The following is a 21,393-nucleotide window of genomic DNA, read 5'->3' on the forward strand; positions in this document are numbered from 1 at the left end:
TTATTAAACGATTTAGAAAGTGCCTATGCGCCTCTCGTCACTTCTCACCATCTTTTTGACCTTTGCCGCCGCCGCAGTCATTGCCATGGTGGCTGCAAATTTTTCGGTGAGCCTGATTGAGGACAGCTCCGAAATTGGCGTGCGTGACGCACTGGATGAAAAAGGCATGACCTGGGCCGAAGTCGAGGCGAACGGCCTACAGGTGTCCCTTTCAGGCACGGCACCAACCGAGGCCGTACGGTTCTCGGCGCTGACCACCGCAGGCTCTGTGGTGGATGCGGCCCGTGTGATCGACGATATGGGTGTCGTCGCCCAAGAAGCACTGGCGGCCCCGACTTTTTCAGCTGAAATTTTGCGGAACGACAGCGGGCTTTCCGTAATCGGACTTATTCCGACGGCAACAGACCGCGACGCTTTGGTAGCGCGGTTCAACAGCCTCGAAGGGAGTAGCGGTGTGACCGATCTGCTCGAGACAGCAGATTACCCCGCTCCCGACGGCTGGACCAGCGCGATGGATTTTGCGCTTTCGGCTATGACAAATCTGCCGCGCGCCAAAATCTCTGTTAAGGCTGACCATGTAGCCATCACCGCCATCACCGACAGCGCAGCAGAGAAAGCGCGGCTTGAACAGACTTTGCGGCGCATGGCCACTGACGATCTGACGCTGGAAATGAACATTTCCGCCCCGCGTCCCGTGATCACCCCTTTCACGACGCGGTTCCAGATCACTGAAGACGGCGCAAGCTTTGATGCCTGCTCGGCCGACACTGAACAGGCGGCCGCACGCATCATTGCAGCGGCCAAATCCGCCGGTGCAGCGAATCCCCAATGCACGGTTGGCCTTGGCGTTCCCAGCCCGAAATGGGCGGATGCTGTCACGGCTTCGATTAACGCCCTGAACAAGCTGGGGGCGGGATCATCCTTTATCATCGCAGATGCCGATATTTCTTTAATCGCAGCCGAAACTGTCAGCCAGTCAGAGTTTGACACCGTCGTGGGCGAGCTCGAAAATGCTCTGCCTCCGGTTTTTGCTCTGAAAGCAGACCTTCCCAAGGCGCAAGACCCGAATGCAGGCCCGCCAGAATTCACCGCGACCCTGAGCCCCGAGGGGCAGGTGCAGCTGCGTGGGCGCGTCAATGACACCGCCCTGCGTGAGCTAGCTACCAGCTTTGCCAAGGCACGATTTGGCTCGGACAGCGTCTATACCGCCACACGTGTGGTGGATGACCTGCCGATGGATTGGGCCACCCGTGTGCTGGCCGGTCTTGAAGGGCTCGGGCAGCTCAGCAACGGTGCCGTGACCGTCACGCCAAACCATCTGCAACTGACGGGCAACACCGGCAATCCTGAAGCCTCCAATGAAATCACTTCCCTGCTGGCGGGCAAGCTGGGCGAAGGTGCTGCTTTCGACGTGAATGTTACCTATCAGAAAAAACTGGATCCGGTGCTGGGACTGCCCTCCCCTGAGGAATGTGAAGCCGAAGTCGCAGCGATTGTCGCAGCGGGTAAAATCAACTTTGAACCCGGCTCGGCGACTATTGATGCGTCTGCATTGGGAACGATGGATGATATTGCGGACGTACTCAAACGCTGCGGTGATCTGCCCCTCGAAATCCAAGGATATACCGATAGCCAAGGCCGTGAAGAGATGAACCTCGCCCTCAGCCAAAGCCGCGCTGAATCGGTTCTCAACGAACTGCGCGCGCGCCGCGTGCCGACCTCATCCTATGCCGCAACCGGCTACGGCGAAGAAGCTCCTGTTGCTGACAATGACACCGAAGCAGGCCGCGAAGCGAACCGCCGCATCGAGTTCCGCCTGATCCGCCCGGATACAGTTGCAACGCCAGGGCAAACAACGCTGGAATCCACCGCCGAAACAGGTGATACAGGCAATGACACGCCGACCGAAGAAAGCGCTACCGAATGAGCCGATTTGAATTTGTCATTGCGACAGCCATCATTCTATTTGTGGCCTTCTGCATGGGTTGGTTTGCGAACTGGCTTTTGCACCGTTTTACCCGCGTCGCCGCGGATGATGTGGCCCAGCTTGATCGCATGAGCCAAGAGCTGCATGAAGCCGAAGAAACCCGCGATCAGGCGATCACCTATTTGCAGCAGCGCGAAGCAGAGCTGACCAACCAGCTGTCCCAAACCGAAGCCGAGCTGCGCGCCGCAATGGACGGTCTGCGCGATGCGCGGCACGAAGCCGAGGAAATGCGCGCCTACATCGAAAGCCAGCGCGCAGGTTAACAGTTTATGGCACGGTAAGGCAGGCGCAGCTGGCGTGTTTGCTGACCTGATGCGATATGCTGCCAAGCACCAAGGCACCCAAATCACCCAGACCTCTACGCCCTGTCACAATGAGATCGGCATGCACGGCCTCTGCGCGCTCCAACAGGTCACGCGCGGGATCACCATGGCCGATATGCGTGCTTGTTTTGGTGATCTCTTGCTCAACCGCATATGCGCGGCCCGCCTCAACAATCTTTTGCGCAGCCTCGCGAAGCAATTCATGCTCTGCCGGATTTGGCCCGACATAAAATCCCGAAATCGCTTCGGCCGCGTAAGTGACGGTTTCCTCGCGGGGGGTATGACAAATATGGAGCGCAGCACCGAACTGTTTGGCAAAACTACATGCCATCTCCAGTGCGCGACCTGCTGCATCAGAACCGTCGATACCGACAACAATGGATGAAATCATGCCTTATCCTCCTATGTGATAATACATGTACCCTATCGTATATCGCCGGTTCCGACTTTGATCTGTATCAACGCTCCCAGCGTGACAAGGCATCCTCATCCGCGTCGGTTGCAGCGACCCATGCAGCACCGCTGGCCGAGATTTCGCGCTTCCAGAAAGGCGCGCGCGACTTGAGGTAATCCATTAAAAAGCTAGCCCCCTCAAAGGCGTGTCTGCGGTGCCGCGCAGCAGTGGCAACCATCATGATCATCTCGCCCGGAACCAGACGCCCGTGGCGGTGGATCACCAATGCATCGCCCAACGAGAACCGCTCAATCGCCTCGACAACCATGGCTGTGATCGCCTTTTCGGTCATGGCGGGGTAATGCTCGATCTCCATAGCCTCAAGCGGGTCATCAGGCAGATCACGCACGATACCTGTGAAGGTTACGATCGCCCCCATATCGCGGTGACCGGCGGCAAAGGAAGCGGATTCAGCGCCCAGATCAAAGCTGTCGGCCTGTACACTTATCCGCATCTCAGCCGCCTGTCATCGGTGGGAAAAACGCCACTTCGCGCACACCGGCCAGCGGGGCATCAAAATCCGAAAGCTCTTGGTCAAGCGCAACGCGCAATGCGCTTATGTCTTCGAAGGCCAAGGCATACCGCTCTTCACGGGCGCGCAGCTCATCCACAAGGCCAGCGACCGTTGTCGCCTGCGTATCGACCACTTCGCGCGGCAGGCCGATCCGTTCTCGTACCCATGCAAAGTATACGACATCCATCAGCGGGTCTCCTTCAAGTGAGGCATCGCCTTCATCAGGTAATCCCAGCCGGTAATCGCGGTCAGCCCTGCAGCCAACCACAACAACCAGACGCCGATCCGGCCAGCCCATTCCATTGCTGTTGCTTTCCACGCCAGGCCCAACACGTCTTCCTCGACACCGTTGAGAATGTCCTGCACCAGCGCGCTATCCATGCCGTAAATGCTGGCCCCCAGATAATGCTCGAACACGCCCTGGCTGAACAGCACGGCAATCGCTGTCATCTGGAGTGCCGTCTTCCATTTGGCCAGCTTCGTAACCTTCAACGTGCCTGCCGTATCACCCAGATATTCGCGCAAGCCGGAAACAAACACCTCGCGGAACAGAATTACCGTCGCGGGTAGCACCAATGAAGGCGACCAGCTGGAAAAGCCTATGATGACCATCAACGCGATGACCACCATCGCCTTATCGGCAATCGGGTCCAGCATTGCGCCCAATTTGGTTTCTTGATGCCACGCACGTGCAAGATAACCATCAAGCCAATCTGTCACAGCAGCTGACACAAACAACATCAGCGCAAACCAATCCGCATAGGGGCGGGTGAAGTACAAAAACATCACCGCCACACCCGGCGCAGCGAGCAAGCGAATGACCGTAAGGATATTAGGCAAGTTCCAATTCATGCAAACACCCTACACTGCGTCGCAAATACGTAAAAGCACGAAGGCGAACTGCATGATCACAAGATCGACGATCCCTTCACTATTTCCTCCTGCCACACCCGCAAAGCGGGTGCCGTTTGACCCCAAGCTAACCTTTTTCGTGAAAATACGCATAAATCGTATCCGCCAACGCATCAGACACCCCTTCAACCGCTTTCAGATCGTGCAAGTTTGCGCGGGCAACCGCCTTGGCCGAGCCGAAATGCGCCAACAGCGCGCGTTTGCGTGCAGCCCCGACGCCCGGCACCTCGTCCAACGGCGTCGCGCCAACCGATTTGGCCCGCTTGGCCCGATGTGTGCCAATGGCAAAGCGGTGTGCCTCGTCACGCATCCGCTGCACGAAGTAAAGCACAGGATCATTATGCCGTAACGCCTTGACCGGCTTGCCCGTGCGGTGGAATTCTTCCTTACCCGCATCACGGTCCACACCTTTGGCGACACCGATCATCGGAATATCCTCAACGCCGTATTCGCGCATAATCTCACGCACGGCGCTCACCTGCCCTGCGCCGCCGTCAATTAACAAAAGATCAGGCCAATGCCCCTCTTTACGGTCGGGGTCTTCTTTGATCAGGCGCTTGAACCGACGCTTGAGCACTTCTTTCATCATGCCAAAGTCATCGCCGGGGGTGAGCTCATCCCCGCGGATGTTAAATTTACGGTACTGGCTTTTCAGCATCCCCTCTTGGCCGGCGACGACCATCGCCCCCACCGCAAACGCCCCCTGAATGTGGGAGTTGTCGTAGATTTCGATACGTTCGGGGACCTTTGGCAATTCAAACGCATCCGCCAACCCTTTGAGAAGCTTGGTCTGTGTCGCACTTTCCGCCATTTTGCGCGCAAGGCTTTCGCGGGCATTGCGCAGCGCGCCCTCGACCAGCTCGACCTTTTCACCACGCTGTGGAACCAGAATTTCAACCTTGCGGTCAATCTTGCTGCCCAAGGCTTCGGCCATCAGTTCGGTATTCTCCAAACCGTGGCTCAGGATCAATTGTCGCGGTGGTTCGCGTTGATCATAGAATTGCCCGATAAAGGCCTCAAGCACCTCTGGTGCCTCCACGTCATCACCCACGCGCGGGTAGTAATCATGGTTGCCCCAGTTCTGACCCGAGCGGATAAAGAACACCTGCACACAGGCCTGCCCATCGGCCATGTACAGGCCGATGATATCAGCCTCTGACACCCCTTTGGGATTGATGCCTTGGGTTGTCTGCACTTGGGTCAGCGCCTTGATCCGGTCACGCAAGGCGGCGGCGCGCTCAAACTCCATCTGCTCGGATGCCTCTGACATTTCTTGCGCCAGCCGCGTCTGGATGCCTGTGCTTTTGCCCGTAAGAAATTTCTGCGCGTCCTGCACCGTCTGGCGGTAATCTTCGGCAGTGATCTTACCCACGCAAGGTGCCGAGCATCGCTTGATCTGGTATTGCAGGCACGGGCGCGTGCGGCTCTCGAATTGGGCATTGCTGCAATCGCGCAACAAGAACACGCGCTGCAACTGGTTCAGCGTGCGGTTCACGGCCCCCGCGCTGGCGAAAGGACCGTAATACGATCCCTTCTCTTTTTTCGCGCCGCGATGTTTCTTGATCTGCGGGTAATCGTGACTGTCTGTGACCAGAATATTGGGAAAGCTTTTGTCGTCCCGCAGCAGCACGTTGAACTTGGGCTTGAGCTGTTTGATCAGGTTTTGCTCAAGCAGAAGCGCCTCGGTTTCTGTGCGCGTGGTAAGGAACATCATCGACGCAGTATTGTCGATCATCCGCGCGATCCGTGCACTATGTCCCGAGGGGCGGGCATAGTTGCTGACCCGCATTCGCAGATTGCGTGCCTTGCCTACATAAAGCACACGGCTTTCACTATCGAGCATCCGGTAGACGCCTGGCGAGCCATCAAGCGTTTTGAGATAACCCTGAATAACGGCGTGACCGGTAGGGACTGCTTCAATCTCGGGCATGGGTCTATGATTCCCTTTTACTCCTCATGTTTTAGCAGCTGCTGCAACCAAAAACATGTCCACTATTCCTGTGGATAACTCTGCATATAACTTCTGTCTGGAGTGTATTTTCCGTTGAATTGTAAACGCTTCGTTAATTTGTCTACTTTTTAGGCACGTACGCAAGCAACTGATTTCGCGTGCTATTTTTATTTAGGTTTTGTAACCATGCCAATAACACCATAAAATAAGGCGTTTCTGCGCCTGCTGGCCCCTGACCGTGCAGAACTTTTTGCCCTATCCATCACTCGACCCCGATCAGGTCCGGTGTCTTCCATCCCAGATGTTGCCCGCCGTCTACGCATAACAGCTGTCCTGTCACCGCCGGAGCATCCAGAAAATAGCCAAGCGCAGCAGTGATATCTTCAGGATTTGAACCCCGTTCCAGAACCGTCGCAGCCCGTTGTGCATCAAAGTGGTCTTGCGTTTGCCGTTCACCCTGCAACGTCGGCCCCGGGCCAATCGCATTCACCCGGATCTGCGGAGCCAAAGCGCGGGCGGTGGTTTGCGTCAATGCCCACAACCCCATTTTGGCAAGCGTGTAGGTCATAAACTCAGGCGTTAGCTTGCGCACCCTCTGGTCGAGCATATTAACAATAAGACCACAGGCGATGGCTTCCCCCTGCGCATCCTTCTGCGCACTCAATCCCTGTGCGGCCATGGCTTGGGTCAACACAAAGGGAGCCCGTAGGTTTGAGTTGATATGCCTGTCCCAACTCTCGGACGTGGCTGTGGTGATCGTGTCATATTCAAAAACCGAGGCATTGTTGACCAGACAGGTCACCGGCCCACCAAGTGCGCGGGCAGCTTCAGGCAGCAAAGCCTCCATTTGTGCGACATCCAGCAGATCCGCCTGCAAGGCAACACCGCGCTGGCCCATCGCCTCCAGCTCGGCCACTACTTCCTGTGCGCCAGTATCCGAGGTAGCATAATGCACGGCCACATCATATCCGCGCGTCCCGAGATAAAGTGCCATAGCACGCCCAAGACGCTGTCCTGCGCCAGTTACCAATGCTCGTTTCATGAAGTGTCTAGCCCGCTAAAACCACAAATAGATAAGCAGCATATAGCGCGGTCAGCGCAATTCCCCACAGCCTGGTGATGTTTTTGCACAGATAAACAAACGGGATCAGCAACAACGAAGCGCCAAGCATCACCCACAAATCAAATTGCAGGAACGCCGGATCAACATGTATCGGCCCAACAAGGCCAGCCACACCGATAATCGCCAACAAATTGAACATATTAGAGCCGATAACATTGCCCAATGCGACATCTGCCTGACGGCGCAGGGCCGCCATCACCGTGGTCGCAAGCTCTGGTAATGAGGTGCCGATCGCCACCAAGGTCAATCCAATGACCGTATCGCTCACGCCAAATGCCTTGGCGATGATCGTAGAATTATCCACCAGCAACGACGCGCCCAAAGGCAGGCCGATCAGCCCCAGCAACAAGAAAACCCCGATACGCCAGCCGGGCATTTCGGGGTCGACACCTTCCAGTTCTTCTTCGTCTATGGCGGGGGCGCCATTTGCCTCACGTTGATGCGCCAACGCGTCACGCGCAGCGTCAAACAGTATCGCCGCAAGGGCCACCAACAAGATCACCGAAGAAATCCAATCAAACACACCGCGGTACGCCAGTACGATGAACAGCAGTGTGGCTGCGATCATATGGTTAAACGATTTCTTGGTGTTGCACTCGGATGTGTGCATCGTGGCCAGAAAGGCCGGAATCCCCAGAACCAGCAGGATATTTGCGGTATTGGAACCGACGACATTCCCCAACGCAATGCCCGGCACATTATCCATCACCGCTTTGATCGCGATCAAAAGCTCGGGTGCAGAGGTACCAAAGGCCACGATTGTCAGGCTCACGATGAGAGCCGGAATTCCGATCCGCAGGCTCAGGTTTACCGCGCCTTTCACAAGCGCATCGCCTGCCAAAAGCAAAATCAGCAAGCCAAGACCTGACAGCAACCACGCAGTAATCATCCCCGTTTCCCTCCACAGCTGCACGGTCCTTTACCAATCCGGTAACGGCCGCAGCTTTTGCACTTTTTCTGGCTCAATGTCTTGCCACCTATCCAGTGCATTTTACCAAACCACCCCAATACGCCAATAAAGACGAGGAAAAGAGCCACGATTTTAAAGATCATACTACAGCCCGAAACGCGCGAATTGCGCACGTTCTTCGATGCCATGCAGCGCATCCCCGACGATCTGCGCGCCAAAACGGCTCAGCAGACCTTTTTTAGCGCCGAAGCGGCGCAGTTTTACCTTCTTGCCAAAGCGTCTGGTCAGATGTGGCTTGAGGTGGTCAATCCCGTCAATAAGTCCGACCTCGATTGCCTTGCGTGCCAGCCATATCTCTCCGGTGAACAGATCGCGGTCCTCCGTCAGCTTGCCTGCGCGGCGGGTCTGCACGTGGTCTTTGAAATTGACGTGGATATCCTCCAACAGCTCTTTGAGCCGCGCGACATCTTCAGCCTTCTCGGGGCGGAACGGGTCAAGCATGGATTTGGAATTGCCAGCCGTATACACGCGCCGCTCCACCCCGTTTTTCGCCATCAACTCGTGCAAACCAAAGCTGGCGGAAATCACACCGATGGAGCCTACGACCGAACTTGGGTCTGCGTAAATCTCATCCGCAGCTGCGGCCAACCAATAACCGCCCGAGGCTGCAACGTCTTCGACAAAGGCGATGACAGGGATGTTCTTTTCTTCGGCCAGACGCCTGATGCGCGCACCAATGAGCGAAGACTGCACAGGGCTCCCACCGGGGGAGTTCACCTCAAGCGCCACTGCAACCGGCTTGCCTTTGGAAAAGGCCCGTTCGATCACCGGAGCGAGGCTTGCGTCATTGAGCGCGCCGCGCCCCGAAGTGCCGATCATCCCTGACAGGCGGATCACTGCGACGCTGGGGTCGCTTTTCATAAAAGGAAGCCATTGTTTCATAGGCAACATGTAGAGGCCCCCGCGTCCGGCAACAAGGCGATGTCCAAGATTATTGCCGGATGCGCCAGCCGGTTTTGAAAATCCACCAGATCACCCCCATGCAAACTGCTGTAAAGCCTGCGATGGCCACAAGGCTTAGGCCAATCGGCACATCCGCTGCCCCGAAAAACGACCAACGAAAGCCCGAAATCAGATAGACCACCGGATTAAAATGCGAAATCACCTGCCACACCGGCGGCAACATCGTGATCGAATAGAAGGATCCGCCAAGGAACACCAATGGTGTGACGATCAGCAAAGGCACCAGTTGTAGCTGTTCAAAATTACCGGCCCAGATACCGATGATAAAGCCCATTAACGAAAAGCTGATGCAGGTCAAAAGTAGAAATCCCACCATGGCAAAGGGATGCCGTATCTCGAAGTCCACAAACAGATAGGCCGTGCCTAGGATAATCGTGCCAATAAACAGCGCCTTGGTTGCCGCGGCACCGACATAGCCCATGACGATCTCCAGAAAATTCACCGGAGCCGATAACAACTCGAAGATCGTGCCGATGAATTTAGGGAAGTAGATGCCGAAACTAGCATTCGAGATCGACTGCGTGATCACGCTGAGCATGATCAAGCCCGGCACGATAAACGCACCATAGCTGACGCCTTCGACCTCTTCGATCCGGCTGCCGATGGCTGCGCCGAAGACGACAAAATATAGCGATGTGGACAACACAGGCGAGATAAAGCTTTGCGCGATTGTGCGGAAAAAACGCGCCATTTCGAACACGTATATGGATTTTACGGCTGTCCAGTTCATGATGCATCCCCTTCCAGCAAACCTACAAAAATATCCTCAAGGCTTGATTGCCGCGTGACTACATCCCGCAACACCAAACCGCTGGCTGAGATTTCGGACAACAGTGTGGTGATCCCCGTGCGCTCACCCATCGTGTCATAGGTGTAGATAATTGCACTGCCGTCATCGCTCAGGCGCACAGCATCCGACTTCAACCGCTCGGGCAGCGCGGTGATTGGCGCAGAAAGCTGGACCTCCAACTCCTTCTTGCCCATGCGCGCCATCAGCTTGTCTTTGTCTTCGACCAACAGGATCTCGCCATGCGCGATCACACCGATACGGTCGGCGATGGCCTCGGCTTCCTCGATGTAATGGGTCGTAAGTATGATGGTGACCCCAGCCTTTTTCAGCTCGGCCACGATTTCCCACATATCGCGGCGCAGTTCGACATCTACGCCTGCGGTGGGTTCATCCAGAAACAGCACGCGCGGCTCGTGGCTTAGCGCCTTGGCGATCAGCACCCGCCGCTTCATGCCGCCCGACAGTTCGCGTATTTGGCTGTTACGTTTGTCCCATAGCGACAATTGGCGCAGAATTTTCTCGATCAACGCGTTGTCGGGCGATTTACCAAACAGCCCACGGGAAAATTTTACAGTGTTATGCACCCGCTCGAACGGCTCGAGGTTGATCTCTTGCGGGACCAGACCGATCATGGCACGCGCGGCGCGGAAATCCGAAACGGTATCATGTCCGCCCACACGCACCGTGCCACTGGTCGCTGTCGTGATGCCGCAAATTGTTGAGATCAGAGTGGTTTTACCAGCGCCATTCGGCCCGAGCAGCGCAAGGATTTCCCCCTCCTCGATCTGCAATTCAACAGATTTAAGCGCTTCAAACCCGTTTGCATATGCTTTGCGCAGGGCGGATATTTCGACGATGGGGGGCATTGCAGTCTCCGGCTTGGGCCAGCGGGACCCTAGACCGGAATACGCCAGTACAACAAGAGCAACCGCACGTCAGGATTTATCGCGTCCGAACCAACCCTTCTTGGCCTCGGGTGCCTCCGCGGCAGGCTCTACCGGGCCTTCGAGATGCTCTTGCAGATTGGAGAAGAATTGCTCGGCCATCTTTTTGGCAAAGCCGTCAATAATCCGGCTACCCAGCTGCGCGAGCTTGCCGCCAACCTTGGCATCCACATCATAACTAAGCGTGCAACCACCTTCATGTGCCGCAAGCTGCACCGTTGCACCGCCCTTGGCAAAACCCGCAGCACCACCTTTGCCGGACCCTTCGATCCGCATGGAAGTGTTGGGCACCAGATCAGTCAGATTGACGTCTCCTTTGAAAGTGGCCTTTACCGGCCCGACTTTCTGCACCACCGTGGCGATGAACCCCTCCTCGGCGGATCCCGCCACCTGAGTGGCACCCGGCACGCAGGCCAGAAGCGTTTCAGCATCAAGCAGCGCAGCGTAAACCTGTGCCGGCGTGGCCGCAATCTGGCGCGTATCTGACATCTGCATCGGGGCGTCCTCCTCAAATTCCTCTTTGTCAGGCTATGGATTTTTATGCCTTGCTGCAACGGTGTTGATCACCACGACAAACCCGACCGGCTTTTCCTACGCCACAACCGGCCGCCCGCCGCCTCTAGTTAACTGCGATCACGACCTTGCCTGTAGCCTGCCGTCTGCGCAGCAGGTCCAGCCCCGCGTTCGTATCTTCCAAAGGCAGCACATTGCTCACATGCGGCGCAATCCGCCCCTCGTTATACCAGCCGATCAGCGTGTCGAAACTGTCGGTCAGTGCCTTTGGGTTCAGCTTGGCATAGCCACCGATATAAAGGCCCAGAACGCTCATATTCTTGACCAACAGGATATTGGCGGGAATGGGCGCAACCTTCCCGCTGGCAAAACCCAACGGCAACAACCGCGCACCGGGATTGCAGGCGCGCATGGCTGCGGTGAATTGCTCACCGCCGATCGGGTCATACACCACATCCGCCCCGCCCAGCGCCTTGACCCTGTCGCGTATGTCATCGGTGTCGGAATCGATCAGATGGTCCGCGCCCATCTCTTTGCATAGCTCAAGCTTTTGCGCGCCGCGCGCGCAGGCGACCACTTCGGCACCCATCAAATGACCCAGCTCGACCGCAGTCAGCCCAACACCCCCTGAAGCACCCAGAACCAGCAACCGCTCACCCTTTTGCATACGCGCCCTATCGTGCAGCGCCAGATGGCTGGTGCCGTAAGCGATCAAAAACCCTGCCGCATCGGTAAAAGGCATCTTGTCCGGAATCGTCACACACAGCTTTGCGGGCACCGCCGCATAGTCGGCCAGGCCTCCCCCGCCAGCATAGGCTGCCACCCGCGCCCCTACCTCAAAGCCGGTCACCCCGGCGCCAACCGCGCTGACCGTCCCTGCCAGCTCCAGACCAAGGGTCGCGGGAAGTCGCGGTTTTTCCTGATAGCTGCCTTTGATCATCAACGTATCGGCAAAGTTCAACCCGCAGGCCGCCACGTGGATGACAACCTCGCCTGCGGCAGGCTCGGGGACGTCAACTGTGCTCAGCTGCAAATCCGTGTCATATGCGATCAATTGCATCGCGCGCATGGCCATGCCCCTTACATTAGAACCGGCCATCAGACTGGCCTGCCATAGCCACACATGCAAGACGCCCGTTATCGTTATAGGGCGGTCTGCGGCCTGAACTGTAAGGCGACCCGCAACCCCGGCTGCGCATCCTCAAAGGTGAAATCCGCACCATGCAAAAGCGCCACCGCTTCAACAAGGCTTAGCCCCAAACCATTGCCCGGCGTATTTCTGCTGCGGTCCAGACGGTACAAACGTTGCGTCACCCGCGCACGTTCGGCTTCGGGGATGCCCGGCCCCGTGTCCGACACACACAGCAGCGGACCGCCTTGCGCTTGTGCCAATGAGACCGTGATCGCGGTCCCCTCCGGGGTATGGTGCTGCGCGTTCTCGATCAGATTGGCCAACAGCTGCCCCAGCAGGGTCTTCTCTCCCTGCAGCACCAAGGTTTCGGGACCTTCAAAGCAAAGCGTCTGCCGGCGTGCTGCGGCGCTCGGCTCATACAACTCGACCATCGTCCGGCACAGCCCCGCAAGATCGACTGGTGCAAATTTATCCTTCAGTGCACCGTCTTCAACCTGCGCCAATTGCAACAAGGACGCGAACACAGCCGAGATGCCTTCGACCTCCGCGCGGGCGCGATCCACCAGCTCGGTCGCCTCTGCGCTATCCAGCACCTGTGACAGTTCCTCAAGCTGCAATGATACCCGCTGAACCGGCGTCTTGAGGTCATGGGCAATATCGGATGACACCTGACGCAATGCGGTCACCGAACGTTCCTGCGCCCCGGCCATGTCATTCACGGATGTCCCGATGCGAAGCAAATCATCCGACCAACCCGCCCCTGTGACTACACGCGCCGCCAAATCGCCGCTTGTTACCCGTTCAAGCGTCGCGCGGATCACCTCGACGTGCCGCTGCGAACGCCGCGCAAGGATCAGACCGCCAGACAAGGCAATCAACACCGTCGGGATAAGACTGATCCAGAGAATATTGAGGAACACAGGCCGCAACGCCTCGATCTCGGCGCGGCTGCGCGCGATGGTCAGCTGCCCGCCGAACAACCGCGCATTCAGCGCAAGGTAATCGCCATCAAAGGTGGAATGCCCTTCGTCCAGCGAAATAATGTGAAAGCCTTCATCCCCGCGTGCAATGGCCCCGTTGCCATAGATCTGGCCAGAGGGGGAGACATAGCTCAGCACGACGCGGTCCGGGTTCGTGCCCGAGGATTCCCCCTGCACCAAAAGCGCCACTGCGCGCGCAGACGGCGCGGCACGAAAACCCGCCAGATCCTGTGCCAGATCATCACGGATGCCCTGTTCGAACACAGAGCGCGTAAAAGCATAGCTCGCCGCAAGGCTGAACAGGCTAACCGTGCCGAAAATCACCACCAACACCAAAGCCAGCCGCAGCGGCATCGAGCGCCAAAGCCGAGTCACCCGTCGATCCTGTAGCCTGCTCCGCGCACGGTTTTGATCAGTTCGGAGCCGAAGGGCTTATCGACCTTGGCCCGCAGGCGGCTCACATGGGTTTCGACCACATTGGTCATCGGGTCGAAGGATAGGTCCCACACCCCCTCAAGCAACATGGTCCGCGTCTGCACACGCCCTTTGCGGCGTAGCAAAAACTCCAACAATGCGAACTCTCGTGGCAGCAGGTCCAGCTCTTGACCTGCCCGTACGACTTTGCGGGTGAGCAAATCCAGCGTTAGGTCTCCTGCTTCCAGTACTGTCTCTTGCTCGGAGGTTTGTGGCCTGCGGCCAAGGGCTGCAACCCGTGCCGACAGCTCACCAAAGGCAAAGGGTTTGACCAGATAATCATCCGCTCCGGCATTTAACCCGCCGATGCGATCCTCGACCGACCCCATCGCGGTCAGAAACAATACCGGCGTGCAGTTCCCTGCCCCGCGAAGGGTTTTCAGCACGGTCAGCCCGTCCACATTCGGCAACATCCGGTCTACGATCAACACATCATGCGCAGCTGAAGTAGCCGCCACCAGCCCCTCGCGCCCGTCCGTTACCAAATCGACCACATGCCCCTCCTCGCGTAGACCGCGCGCGATATAGGTGCCGGTGGTGGCGTCGTCTTCGATGACTAATATCTTCATGGCATCCCATATAAGCCCTGCACCGCGTCACTGCACCCTGCGCGAAATTACATCTTTGTATAGCGTTTGCAGGCTGTGCTGTAATCCCTGTGCGCCCAAATGTACCTCATCAACAACCACAAGCACGAGGACATATAATGACATCTTTGCTTACCCGAAACGCTCTTCTCCCGCTGACCGCCTCCCTCACGCTTGCGCCTGCGCTTGCATTTGCGGTGCCTGCCGGCGGGTACGGCGACCTTGTTGAGCAGGTCGGCCCCGCTGTCGTTTTCATTGAAGTCACAAGCACACGCCCCGCCGCAGATAATCTTCCCCGCAATCTGCCCGAAGAGCTGCGAAAGCGGTTTGAGCAACAAAACCCCCAAGACAAACAGGCGCACGGGCTTGGCTCCGGCTTTATCATTTCAAATGAAGGCCAGATCGTCACCAACAGCCATGTCGTCGAAAATGCGCAATTGGTCGAGATTACATTGGCCGACGGGCGCAAGTTCGACGCCGAGGTGATCGGCAGTGATCCGGCCACTGACATTGCACTGCTATCCATCAAAGCCGATGTGGACCTTCCTTTTGTCAGCTTCGGCGATTCCGACCAGATGCGTGCAGGCGATGAAGTCGTGGCCGTAGGCAACCCCTTTGGCCTTAGTTCTACCGTGACCAGTGGCATCATCTCGGCCATGGCGCGCGACATACACGCTGGTCCTTACGACGAATTCATCCAAACTGACGCCGCCATCAACCGCGGCAATTCCGGCGGCCCGTTGTTTAATAACGCAGGCGAGGTCATCGGCGTAAACACCGCCATCATTTCACCCGGTGGTGGTTCTGTCGGGATCGGCTTTGCCGTGCCCTCAGATCTGGTGCGGGATGTGGTTGCCGATCTATCTGACGACGGCACAGTCACTCGCGGCTGGCTGGGTGTCAGCATCAGACCGATGAGCGACGAAGTAGCTCAGGTGCTTGGCTATACACAATCCAAAGGAGCCGTCATAGACGGTGTGAGCAAAGACAGCCCCGCCGATAAGGGCGGCCTACAACGAGGCGACATTGTGCTGCGCTTTGACCAGACCGAGATCAGCGACCTGCGTGATCTCACCCGTGCGGTCGCTTCCAAAGCCCCGGAAGACACCGCAACCGTGACCGTACTGCGCCGGGGTAAAGAGCTCGCATTAGATATCACCATCGGAACACTGGCACCTCAAGAAGCCTGATACAGGTCTCTCCTTACCGCGCCGGGGGAAGGTTCTCCCGGCGCGGCTTTGCCGCAGCTATTTGACTGGTCGCTCCCTGCGAAGCAGGCTAGATTGCCAGCCGATGAGCGCCTTGATCCAAATATCCTTATACCGTTTTCTGCTGGGTCTCGTCTCGGTAGCCTTGCTCAGCTTGCCTTTTGCGCACCGTACAGGTGCCCAGCCCCTCACCCCTGAAATGGCCGAATATCTCGCGATGGGCGGCACAGTGGCCGAACTGTGTGGCGAGACCGGCACAGCGCCGGCTGGGGGCTGCGAAAGCTGCAGGATTGGCGATACAATGTTGTTGGTCCCGCCCGTGGTGGAATGGCGTGCAGCACAAGTGTCGGCGGTCTTGCGCGTGGCGCAGGATCGGCCTTCGGCCCCCAAACGACGCAGAAGCCAAAGCCCACCCGCCCGCGCACCACCTATGATGTGACAGACGACCCCACGCTCACAAACATCACATCACGCCGCTATGACAGTGGCATCAATTTATGGAATACGATTATGAAAACCCTGATCTGCGCCGCAATCGCGGCGACCCTTTCTGTGGGTAGTGCCTTTGCACATGAATACACTGCCGGTTCTCTCAGCATTGATCACCCGATGGCCTTTGAAACTGCGCCAAATGTAAATGTCGGTGGCGGCTATATGATCATCACCAACACGGGCAGCACGGATGATGTGCTCAAAGAAGTCCTCGTAGAAGGTATTCCACGGGTCGAATTACACCTGTCGGAAACCGACGCAAACGGCGTTGCGCGCATGGCCAAACAGGATGGCATTACGATCCCCGCCGGCGAAACTGTTACGCTGAAACCCGGCGGTTTGCATGTGATGTTCATGGGGCTGCGCGACGATCCCTTTGAATTGGGTGAAAAAATCGACGCTACATTGGTTTTCCAATCTGCGGGCGAACTGTCTGTCCAATTCACGGTTGAGGAACGCAGCACACAAACCCATGCCGACCATTCCGGTCATTCAGAGCATAAGCACGAAGAAAAATCCGAGTAACCAGCCAAATGGCAGGCCAGAATTTTCTCTGGCCCGCCACTCGCTATTTGAAACGGTGAATAGCAACCGCCAGCCCGAGCTTGCAAAATTCGCGCCAGCAAGCCATTCAGTCAGGTGTGAAAAAGCAAACCGATCCTGACGACATTCCTCTGCCCTCGCTTGGCTGGACACCGTTCTTTGATGACCAAATCGGGTCAACAGAGCACAACGCCCATCCAGTGCGGATTGCAACGGTGCATCGCGCGCGCATGTCCGGCATCAGCGGGCAAGGCCGCGTGAAATTGCGGCTGCCAGCCAAAACGACCACTGCGGGATTTGCGGTGGGGGACTGGGTGCTTATTGATCCCGACGACAACACCGTATTACGCAGGCTTGATCGCCACTCGCTCTTGCAACGCAAGACCGCAGGAAGCGATATCCCGCAACTCATTGCCGCCAATCTCGACACATTGTTTATCGTGACCTCTTGCAACGACGACTTCAATCCTGCCCGGCTTGAGCGCTATCTCGCACTGGCCAATGAAGCCGATACAACCCCAGTGATTGTGCTGACCAAGGCAGATAAAATCGACGACCACACGTCTTTTGTGCGCGATGCAAAAGCGTTGCAGCGCGATTTACAGGTCGTGGTCGTCAACGCCAAAGACGCCTCTGCCATCTCGACCCTTGCACCGTGGTGCGCACAGGGCCAAACCGTTGCCTTGGTCGGGTCGTCGGGCGTGGGTAAATCCACCCTGCTGAATTTACTCAGCCGTAAAACCGGTGATGACGCCCAACAAACCGGTGGCATCCGCGAAGATGACGCAAAAGGGCGGCACACCACCACCTCCCGCTCTCTGCATCCTATCCCGCAAGGCGGCTGGGTGATAGATACGCCCGGCATGCGGACCTTGCATGTGAGCGATGTCTCTGCCGGACTTGATGTCCTTTTCGCCGAAATATCCGAGCTTGCCCCGCAGTGCCGTTTCCGCGACTGCACTCACCGGCATGAACCGGGCTGCGCTGTGCAGGCCGCTGCGGATGAAGGCACCCTTGACCCCGAGCGGCTGGCCCGTTGGCGCAAGCTGGACGATGAAAACCGCGCCAACACCCCTGTCGTCACAGGGGCACGCAACAACAAACGGCCCGCCCCTAAAAAACGCCGTTAAAACAGCCGCCCGCTTTTGGTTGCATTTTCCTGCGTCATATAAATATCCGCCGCCCCTCGCTTCGTGGACCGCCCGTTTTGCAAGCAGGGCAAGCCATTCAGCGCGTCAAACCAATCGTCGAGAATCTGAATTCCCGTCGCAGTTTTCCCTTGGCCATGCAGGCGATGTTTTCCGATATGACCGCGCTAAAGCTGACGTAAAATCGCCGCCTTTGCCACCTAACGTGCCGGAATATTTACAAACATCGGATTTGTAATGCTTTTCTTTCTACCCTCCCGCCTCTACTGTTGTTTTGTGATGCCCCTAGCCACAAGAACATTAAGATTGATCCAATGACAGATGCGGCAATCCCATTGAAGAAATTGCAAAGCGAAACGATCGCGGACCAACTTGCCTCCGAGATCATTTCAGGCAACCTGCCTGCAGGCTCCAAGCTGGATGAGCATAGTCTGACCGAACGGTTCGGCGTCTCCCGCACGCCCGTTCGCGAAGCGTTGCACGCGCTGGCCTCACGTTCACTGGTTGACAGGATCCCCTACAAAGGTGTGTTGGTCGCAAGCCTCAGCCGCCCGCGGGTTGAGCAGATGTTCGAGGCCATGGGCGAAATCGAGGGGCTTTGCGGGCGCTTCGCAGCGGAGCGGATGACCATAGGGGAACGCGCCCAGCTCGAAATACTGCATAATCAGATGAACGAACTGGAAGAGCAGAAAGAAATTGAGGCTTATGAGGCCGCCAATACCATCTTTCATCAAAGCATCTATGAGGCGACCCATAATGAGGACATGATCGAAATCGCGCAGACACTTCGACTGAAGCTTGCGCCATTCCGAAAATCCCAGCTGCGCGCCGAAAAGCGCATGCACCAATCCTCAAAGGAACATGATAAAATCGTCACAGCCCTATTGGACCGCGACGCCAAAGCAGCAGAGAAGGCGCTGCGCCGACACATGGTCAGCGCAGCAAGCGAAGTTCTATCCCAGATGGGTTAGCCCAGAACGGTCAACAACATGCGCATGCCGGTAATCCCGAGGAAAACGGCGAAACACCGCTTTACCCAGACGGTAGAAATGCGGCTGGACAGGGAAGCCCCCACCGGCGCAAAGCCAACCGTGAACGGCAGAATAATAATCGTCCCGATCAGGTTCACATAGCCAAGCGATCCGAAAGGCCGGTCCGGAACGCTCCACCCCGCCCATATAAAGCCGAGCGTGGCAGGCACTGCGATCAAGAATCCCATGGCCGACGCCGTCCCCACAGCTTTGCGAATGGGCACGCTAAAGCTGGACAGGATCGGCACGGCCAAGGTGCCACCACCAATCCCCATCAGCGCCGAGAACAAGCCCGCCAGCACTGAGATCACCCCATTTGTCGCTTTGGACGCTGGCAGCGCGTCGCGCAGAACGATGACGTTCTTGCGCATCATATTTATCGCCACCAGAACTGCGATCACTCCGAAGATCGTCTTGAGCGCGTTCGCATCAACATATTTCGCAGCCAATCCGCCCCCTAAGGCGCCGACCAAAATACCCGGAGCCCAGAGTTTGAGAATGCTGGTGTCCATGTTGCCGCGCCTGTGGTGCGAGCGGGCTGAGGAAATGGACGTAAAGATGATGGTGCTCAGCGATGTCGCAACCGCCATATGCATCGAGACATCCGCAGGGAAATCGACCAGCGCCAAAATCCAGAACAGCACAGGCACCAGAACGATACCACCGCCCACGCCCAGAAGACCCGCGAGAATACCCGCCAGAACAGAAGAGCCGATCAGCCCGATCAGGATAACAAGACCCTGTTGAAGTGTAAGTGTGTCCATGGATCAAATACTCAATGCTGCGCCATCGGCGCGGGGATCTGTGGCGGTCTCTACCAACCCGTTTGTATGCACGACAACCGCGCCGGCATGTCCTGTGAGATCGCTGAACTCCGGCAGCATTTCGACATCGTGCCCCGCCGCGCCAAGCGCCGCAACAAGCGCAGGCTCGCATCGGCTTTCCAGTTTCAATGTCATCGTGTCGTCCCCCCAAGTTTTACCCAATAGCCAGCGCGGCGCGGTTACAGCGGCCTGCAGGTCCATCCCGAATTGGGCATAGCGTGTGAATATAGCAGATTGCGTCTGCGGTTGCCCCTCGCCGCCCATCGTACCGTAGGCCATGATGCGCCCGTCATTCAAATGGGCAAGCGCCGGATTAAGTGTATGGAAGGGCTTGCGGTTTGGGCCAAGCTGGTTCGGTCCCGGCGCCAAAGAAAAACCCGCCCCCCGGTTTTGGAAAAATACGCCTGTTTCGGGGCAGGTCAGGCCCGATCCGAACTCCCAGAACACGCTTTGAATAAAGCTGACGACAGTGCCATCGCTGTCAGACGCGCCCATCCAGATCGTATCGCCCTGCTTGGGATCATACGGCCAATCCAGCGCCCCTTCGCGGTCGATGCGTGCAGCCATCGCGTCCAGCTTTTCATCCGTCAACCACTCTTGCGCATGGGTGGCCATATGGTCCGGGTCACCCAGCTCGGCGTTGCGCTGGATAAAGGCCTGTTTGGTCGCCTCGATCAACCCGTGAACATGGGCAAAGCTTTCGCCTTGCGTGACACCAAGCCGATCGAACAGCCCCAAAATCATCAGCGACGCCACCCCTTGTGTGGGCGCGGTCATATTGAATAGCTGCCCTTGCGAGGTTTTGACCGTTAAGGGGGTCACGTTTTGCGCGTTAAAACCCTCGAAATCACCAAGACGCAGCGGGCTGCCGTTCTGCTCCAGAAATGCAGCATGGGTTTGCGCAATCTTGCCTTCATAAAAACTGCGCAGCCCGTTTTCGGCCAAATGCTCGAGCGTTTCCCCCAAAGCCTTCTGCACAAGCTTCGCGCCCGCCTGCGGCGGATTGCCGTCAACCAGATATGTCTCTGCAAACCCCGGCACATCGCGCAGACCGTCAAGCTTGGCAACGGTACAATCGGCCTGATTACCGGTCACGGCAATGCCGTTTTTCGCATGACCAATCGCATCGGCCAACAGGCGCGACAGCGGGATACGCCGTTCCTGCGGCACCAGCGACAGCGCCGCGTCCCAACCGCTGATCGTGCCCGGTACGGTCAAGGCGGCCAAACCGCCACGTGCAGGGATCGCATCCACATGCCCTTTATCCGCATAAAACTCGGAGGTGGCCAATGCAGCAGCGGTGCCACAGGCCGAGATGCCGACAGGGGCCTGTCCCGGCCTGTGGATGATCCAGAAGCCGTCGCCGCCAATGCCGTTCATATGCGGATAGACAACCGCAATGGTCGCAGCGGCCGCGACCATCGCCTCGATCGCGGTGCCGCCTTGCGCAAGGACATCGCGCCCTGCCAAGGCCGCCGCGCGGTGCGGTGCGGTCATGCCGCCATTTAGACCCAATGAAGATTTCAGCAC

23 protein-coding genes are annotated in these 21,393 nt (G+C 57.3%); 7 read left to right on the forward strand and 16 right to left on the reverse strand.

Features of this window, described 5'->3' with window-relative positions; translation table 11 throughout:
- Positions 1–25 precede the first annotated feature (25 nt).
- Together ABJM03_RS03945 and ABJM03_RS03950 are read left to right on the forward strand one after the other, a co-directional pair.
- On the forward strand, positions 26–1,927 hold the full coding sequence (locus ABJM03_RS03945; protein WP_348415738.1) for an OmpA family protein: 1,902 nt from the start codon (positions 26–28) through the stop codon (positions 1,925–1,927).
- Positions 1,924–2,250 (forward strand): hypothetical protein, encoded by a 327-nt coding sequence (locus tag ABJM03_RS03950; RefSeq protein WP_348415740.1) that lies wholly within the window; start codon positions 1,924–1,926, stop codon positions 2,248–2,250. The genes ABJM03_RS03945 and ABJM03_RS03950 overlap by 4 nt, the downstream gene beginning before the upstream one ends.
- 4 nt (positions 2,251–2,254) lie before the next feature.
- On the opposite strand, the gene ABJM03_RS03955 is transcribed toward ABJM03_RS03950, so the two are convergent.
- The 14 genes from ABJM03_RS03955 to ABJM03_RS04020 all read right to left on the reverse strand — a co-directional run bounded on the left by ABJM03_RS03955 (position 2,255) and on the right by ABJM03_RS04020 (position 14,599).
- Entirely contained in the window at positions 2,255–2,701 is a 447-nt protein-coding gene (locus ABJM03_RS03955) for a universal stress protein (protein WP_348415742.1), read from the reverse strand.
- Positions 2,702–2,768: 67 nt separating this feature from the next.
- Positions 2,769–3,218, reverse strand: coding sequence for a molybdenum cofactor biosynthesis protein MoaE (locus ABJM03_RS03960; protein WP_348415744.1), 450 nt, complete (start codon positions 3,216–3,218; stop codon positions 2,769–2,771).
- Between the two features lies 1 nt (position 3,219).
- A complete protein-coding gene (moaD, locus tag ABJM03_RS03965; protein ID WP_348415746.1) occupies positions 3,220–3,465 on the reverse strand; it encodes a molybdopterin converting factor subunit 1 in 246 nt (81 codons plus the stop codon).
- Entirely contained in the window at positions 3,465–4,130 is a 666-nt protein-coding gene (gene pgsA, locus ABJM03_RS03970; protein WP_348415748.1) for a CDP-diacylglycerol--glycerol-3-phosphate 3-phosphatidyltransferase, read from the reverse strand. The genes moaD and pgsA overlap by 1 nt, the downstream gene beginning before the upstream one ends.
- A 127-nt stretch (positions 4,131–4,257) precedes the next feature.
- A complete protein-coding gene (gene uvrC, locus ABJM03_RS03975; protein WP_348415750.1) occupies positions 4,258–6,120 on the reverse strand; it encodes an excinuclease ABC subunit UvrC in 1,863 nt (620 codons plus the stop codon).
- A gap of 283 nt (positions 6,121–6,403) precedes the next feature.
- Entirely contained in the window at positions 6,404–7,183 is a 780-nt protein-coding gene (locus ABJM03_RS03980; protein WP_348415752.1) for an SDR family oxidoreductase, read from the reverse strand.
- A 7-nt stretch (positions 7,184–7,190) separates the two neighbouring features.
- Positions 7,191–8,153 carry a calcium/sodium antiporter gene (locus tag ABJM03_RS03985; RefSeq protein ID WP_348415754.1) on the reverse strand — a complete coding sequence of 321 codons (963 nt, stop codon included), beginning with the start codon at positions 8,151–8,153 and terminating at the stop codon, positions 7,191–7,193.
- A gap of 165 nt (positions 8,154–8,318) precedes the next feature.
- Complete coding sequence (locus ABJM03_RS03990) at positions 8,319–9,116, reverse strand: S49 family peptidase (RefSeq protein WP_348415979.1); 798 nt, start codon at positions 9,114–9,116, stop codon at positions 8,319–8,321.
- Positions 9,117–9,165: 49 nt separating this feature from the next.
- On the reverse strand, positions 9,166–9,927 hold the full coding sequence (locus ABJM03_RS03995) for an ABC transporter permease (protein ID WP_348415756.1): 762 nt from the start codon (positions 9,925–9,927) through the stop codon (positions 9,166–9,168).
- Positions 9,924–10,853, reverse strand: coding sequence for an ABC transporter ATP-binding protein (locus ABJM03_RS04000; RefSeq protein ID WP_348415758.1), 930 nt, complete (start codon positions 10,851–10,853; stop codon positions 9,924–9,926). Before ABJM03_RS04000 ends, ABJM03_RS03995 begins: the two co-directional genes overlap by 4 nt.
- A gap of 69 nt (positions 10,854–10,922) precedes the next feature.
- Positions 10,923–11,426 carry a carbon monoxide dehydrogenase subunit G gene (locus ABJM03_RS04005; protein WP_348415760.1) on the reverse strand — a complete coding sequence of 168 codons (504 nt, stop codon included), beginning with the start codon at positions 11,424–11,426 and terminating at the stop codon, positions 10,923–10,925.
- 124 nt (positions 11,427–11,550) lie between these two features.
- On the reverse strand, positions 11,551–12,513 hold the full coding sequence (locus ABJM03_RS04010) for an NADPH:quinone oxidoreductase family protein (RefSeq protein WP_348415981.1): 963 nt from the start codon (positions 12,511–12,513) through the stop codon (positions 11,551–11,553).
- A 74-nt stretch (positions 12,514–12,587) separates the two neighbouring features.
- Positions 12,588–13,931: an ATP-binding protein gene (locus ABJM03_RS04015; protein WP_348415762.1), complete on the reverse strand. Its 1,344-nt coding sequence runs from the start codon at positions 13,929–13,931 to the stop codon at positions 12,588–12,590.
- The gene (locus ABJM03_RS04020) at positions 13,928–14,599 is read right to left on the reverse strand and encodes a response regulator transcription factor (protein WP_348415764.1); all 672 of its coding nucleotides are present in this window, start codon (positions 14,597–14,599) and stop codon (positions 13,928–13,930) included. Before ABJM03_RS04020 ends, ABJM03_RS04015 begins: the two co-directional genes overlap by 4 nt.
- Before the next feature lie 137 nt (positions 14,600–14,736).
- Here ABJM03_RS04020 and ABJM03_RS04025 point away from each other — a divergent pair, with 137 nt between their 5' ends.
- From ABJM03_RS04025 to ABJM03_RS04045, 5 genes are all read left to right on the forward strand, one after another.
- A complete protein-coding gene (locus ABJM03_RS04025) occupies positions 14,737–15,807 on the forward strand; it encodes a Do family serine endopeptidase (RefSeq protein ID WP_348415766.1) in 1,071 nt (356 codons plus the stop codon).
- Positions 15,808–15,910: 103 nt separating this feature from the next.
- Positions 15,911–16,264, forward strand: a complete 354-nt coding sequence (locus tag ABJM03_RS04030) for a hypothetical protein (protein ID WP_348415767.1) — start codon at positions 15,911–15,913, stop codon at positions 16,262–16,264.
- A gap of 71 nt (positions 16,265–16,335) precedes the next feature.
- The gene (locus ABJM03_RS04035; RefSeq protein WP_348415768.1) at positions 16,336–16,842 is read left to right on the forward strand and encodes a copper chaperone PCu(A)C; all 507 of its coding nucleotides are present in this window, start codon (positions 16,336–16,338) and stop codon (positions 16,840–16,842) included.
- 116 nt (positions 16,843–16,958) lie between these two features.
- Complete coding sequence (rsgA, locus tag ABJM03_RS04040) at positions 16,959–17,990, forward strand: ribosome small subunit-dependent GTPase A (RefSeq protein WP_348415770.1); 1,032 nt, start codon at positions 16,959–16,961, stop codon at positions 17,988–17,990.
- A gap of 332 nt (positions 17,991–18,322) precedes the next feature.
- Positions 18,323–18,979, forward strand: coding sequence for a GntR family transcriptional regulator (locus ABJM03_RS04045; protein ID WP_348415772.1), 657 nt, complete (start codon positions 18,323–18,325; stop codon positions 18,977–18,979).
- On the opposite strand, the gene ABJM03_RS04050 is transcribed toward ABJM03_RS04045, so the two are convergent.
- Positions 18,976–19,803: a sulfite exporter TauE/SafE family protein gene (locus tag ABJM03_RS04050; RefSeq protein WP_348415773.1), complete on the reverse strand. Its 828-nt coding sequence runs from the start codon at positions 19,801–19,803 to the stop codon at positions 18,976–18,978. The two genes, ABJM03_RS04045 and ABJM03_RS04050, sit on opposite strands and share 4 nt — an antisense overlap.
- A 3-nt stretch (positions 19,804–19,806) precedes the next feature.
- Positions 19,807–21,393 (reverse strand): gamma-glutamyltransferase, encoded by a 1,587-nt coding sequence (locus tag ABJM03_RS04055; RefSeq protein WP_348415775.1) that lies wholly within the window; start codon positions 21,391–21,393, stop codon positions 19,807–19,809.

Source organism: Sulfitobacter sp. (genome assembly GCF_039977885.1).
Lineage (GTDB): Bacteria > Pseudomonadota > Alphaproteobacteria > Rhodobacterales > Rhodobacteraceae > Sulfitobacter.

Excerpts from the sequence above, each read along its gene's own strand:
- ABJM03_RS04025 (WP_348415766.1), top strand. The coding sequence starts at position 14,737 with ATGACATCTTTGCTTACCCGAAACGCTCTTCTCCCGCTGACCGCCTCC.
- ABJM03_RS03995 (WP_348415756.1), bottom strand. The coding sequence starts at position 9,927 with ATGAACTGGACAGCCGTAAAATCCATATACGTGTTCGAAATGGCGCGT.
- ABJM03_RS03990 (WP_348415979.1), bottom strand. The coding sequence starts at position 9,116 with ATGAAACAATGGCTTCCTTTTATGAAAAGCGACCCCAGCGTCGCAGTG.
- pgsA (WP_348415748.1), bottom strand. The coding sequence starts at position 4,130 with ATGAATTGGAACTTGCCTAATATCCTTACGGTCATTCGCTTGCTCGCT.
- ABJM03_RS04050 (WP_348415773.1), bottom strand. The coding sequence starts at position 19,803 with ATGGACACACTTACACTTCAACAGGGTCTTGTTATCCTGATCGGGCTG.
- ABJM03_RS04005 (WP_348415760.1), bottom strand. The coding sequence starts at position 11,426 with ATGCAGATGTCAGATACGCGCCAGATTGCGGCCACGCCGGCACAGGTT.
- ABJM03_RS04020 (WP_348415764.1), bottom strand. The coding sequence starts at position 14,599 with ATGAAGATATTAGTCATCGAAGACGACGCCACCACCGGCACCTATATC.
- ABJM03_RS03985 (WP_348415754.1), bottom strand. The coding sequence starts at position 8,153 with ATGATTACTGCGTGGTTGCTGTCAGGTCTTGGCTTGCTGATTTTGCTT.
- ABJM03_RS03945 (WP_348415738.1), top strand. The coding sequence starts at position 26 with ATGCGCCTCTCGTCACTTCTCACCATCTTTTTGACCTTTGCCGCCGCC.
- ABJM03_RS03950 (WP_348415740.1), top strand. The coding sequence starts at position 1,924 with ATGAGCCGATTTGAATTTGTCATTGCGACAGCCATCATTCTATTTGTG.
- ABJM03_RS04000 (WP_348415758.1), bottom strand. The coding sequence starts at position 10,853 with ATGCCCCCCATCGTCGAAATATCCGCCCTGCGCAAAGCATATGCAAAC.
- moaD (WP_348415746.1), bottom strand. The coding sequence starts at position 3,465 with ATGGATGTCGTATACTTTGCATGGGTACGAGAACGGATCGGCCTGCCG.
- ABJM03_RS03955 (WP_348415742.1), bottom strand. The coding sequence starts at position 2,701 with ATGATTTCATCCATTGTTGTCGGTATCGACGGTTCTGATGCAGCAGGT.
- uvrC (WP_348415750.1), bottom strand. The coding sequence starts at position 6,120 with ATGCCCGAGATTGAAGCAGTCCCTACCGGTCACGCCGTTATTCAGGGT.
- ABJM03_RS03980 (WP_348415752.1), bottom strand. The coding sequence starts at position 7,183 with ATGAAACGAGCATTGGTAACTGGCGCAGGACAGCGTCTTGGGCGTGCT.
- ABJM03_RS03960 (WP_348415744.1), bottom strand. The coding sequence starts at position 3,218 with ATGCGGATAAGTGTACAGGCCGACAGCTTTGATCTGGGCGCTGAATCC.
- ABJM03_RS04010 (WP_348415981.1), bottom strand. The coding sequence starts at position 12,513 with ATGCGCGCGATGCAATTGATCGCATATGACACGGATTTGCAGCTGAGC.
- ABJM03_RS04035 (WP_348415768.1), top strand. The coding sequence starts at position 16,336 with ATGAAAACCCTGATCTGCGCCGCAATCGCGGCGACCCTTTCTGTGGGT.
- ABJM03_RS04045 (WP_348415772.1), top strand. The coding sequence starts at position 18,323 with ATGACAGATGCGGCAATCCCATTGAAGAAATTGCAAAGCGAAACGATC.
- ABJM03_RS04030 (WP_348415767.1), top strand. The coding sequence starts at position 15,911 with ATGAGCGCCTTGATCCAAATATCCTTATACCGTTTTCTGCTGGGTCTC.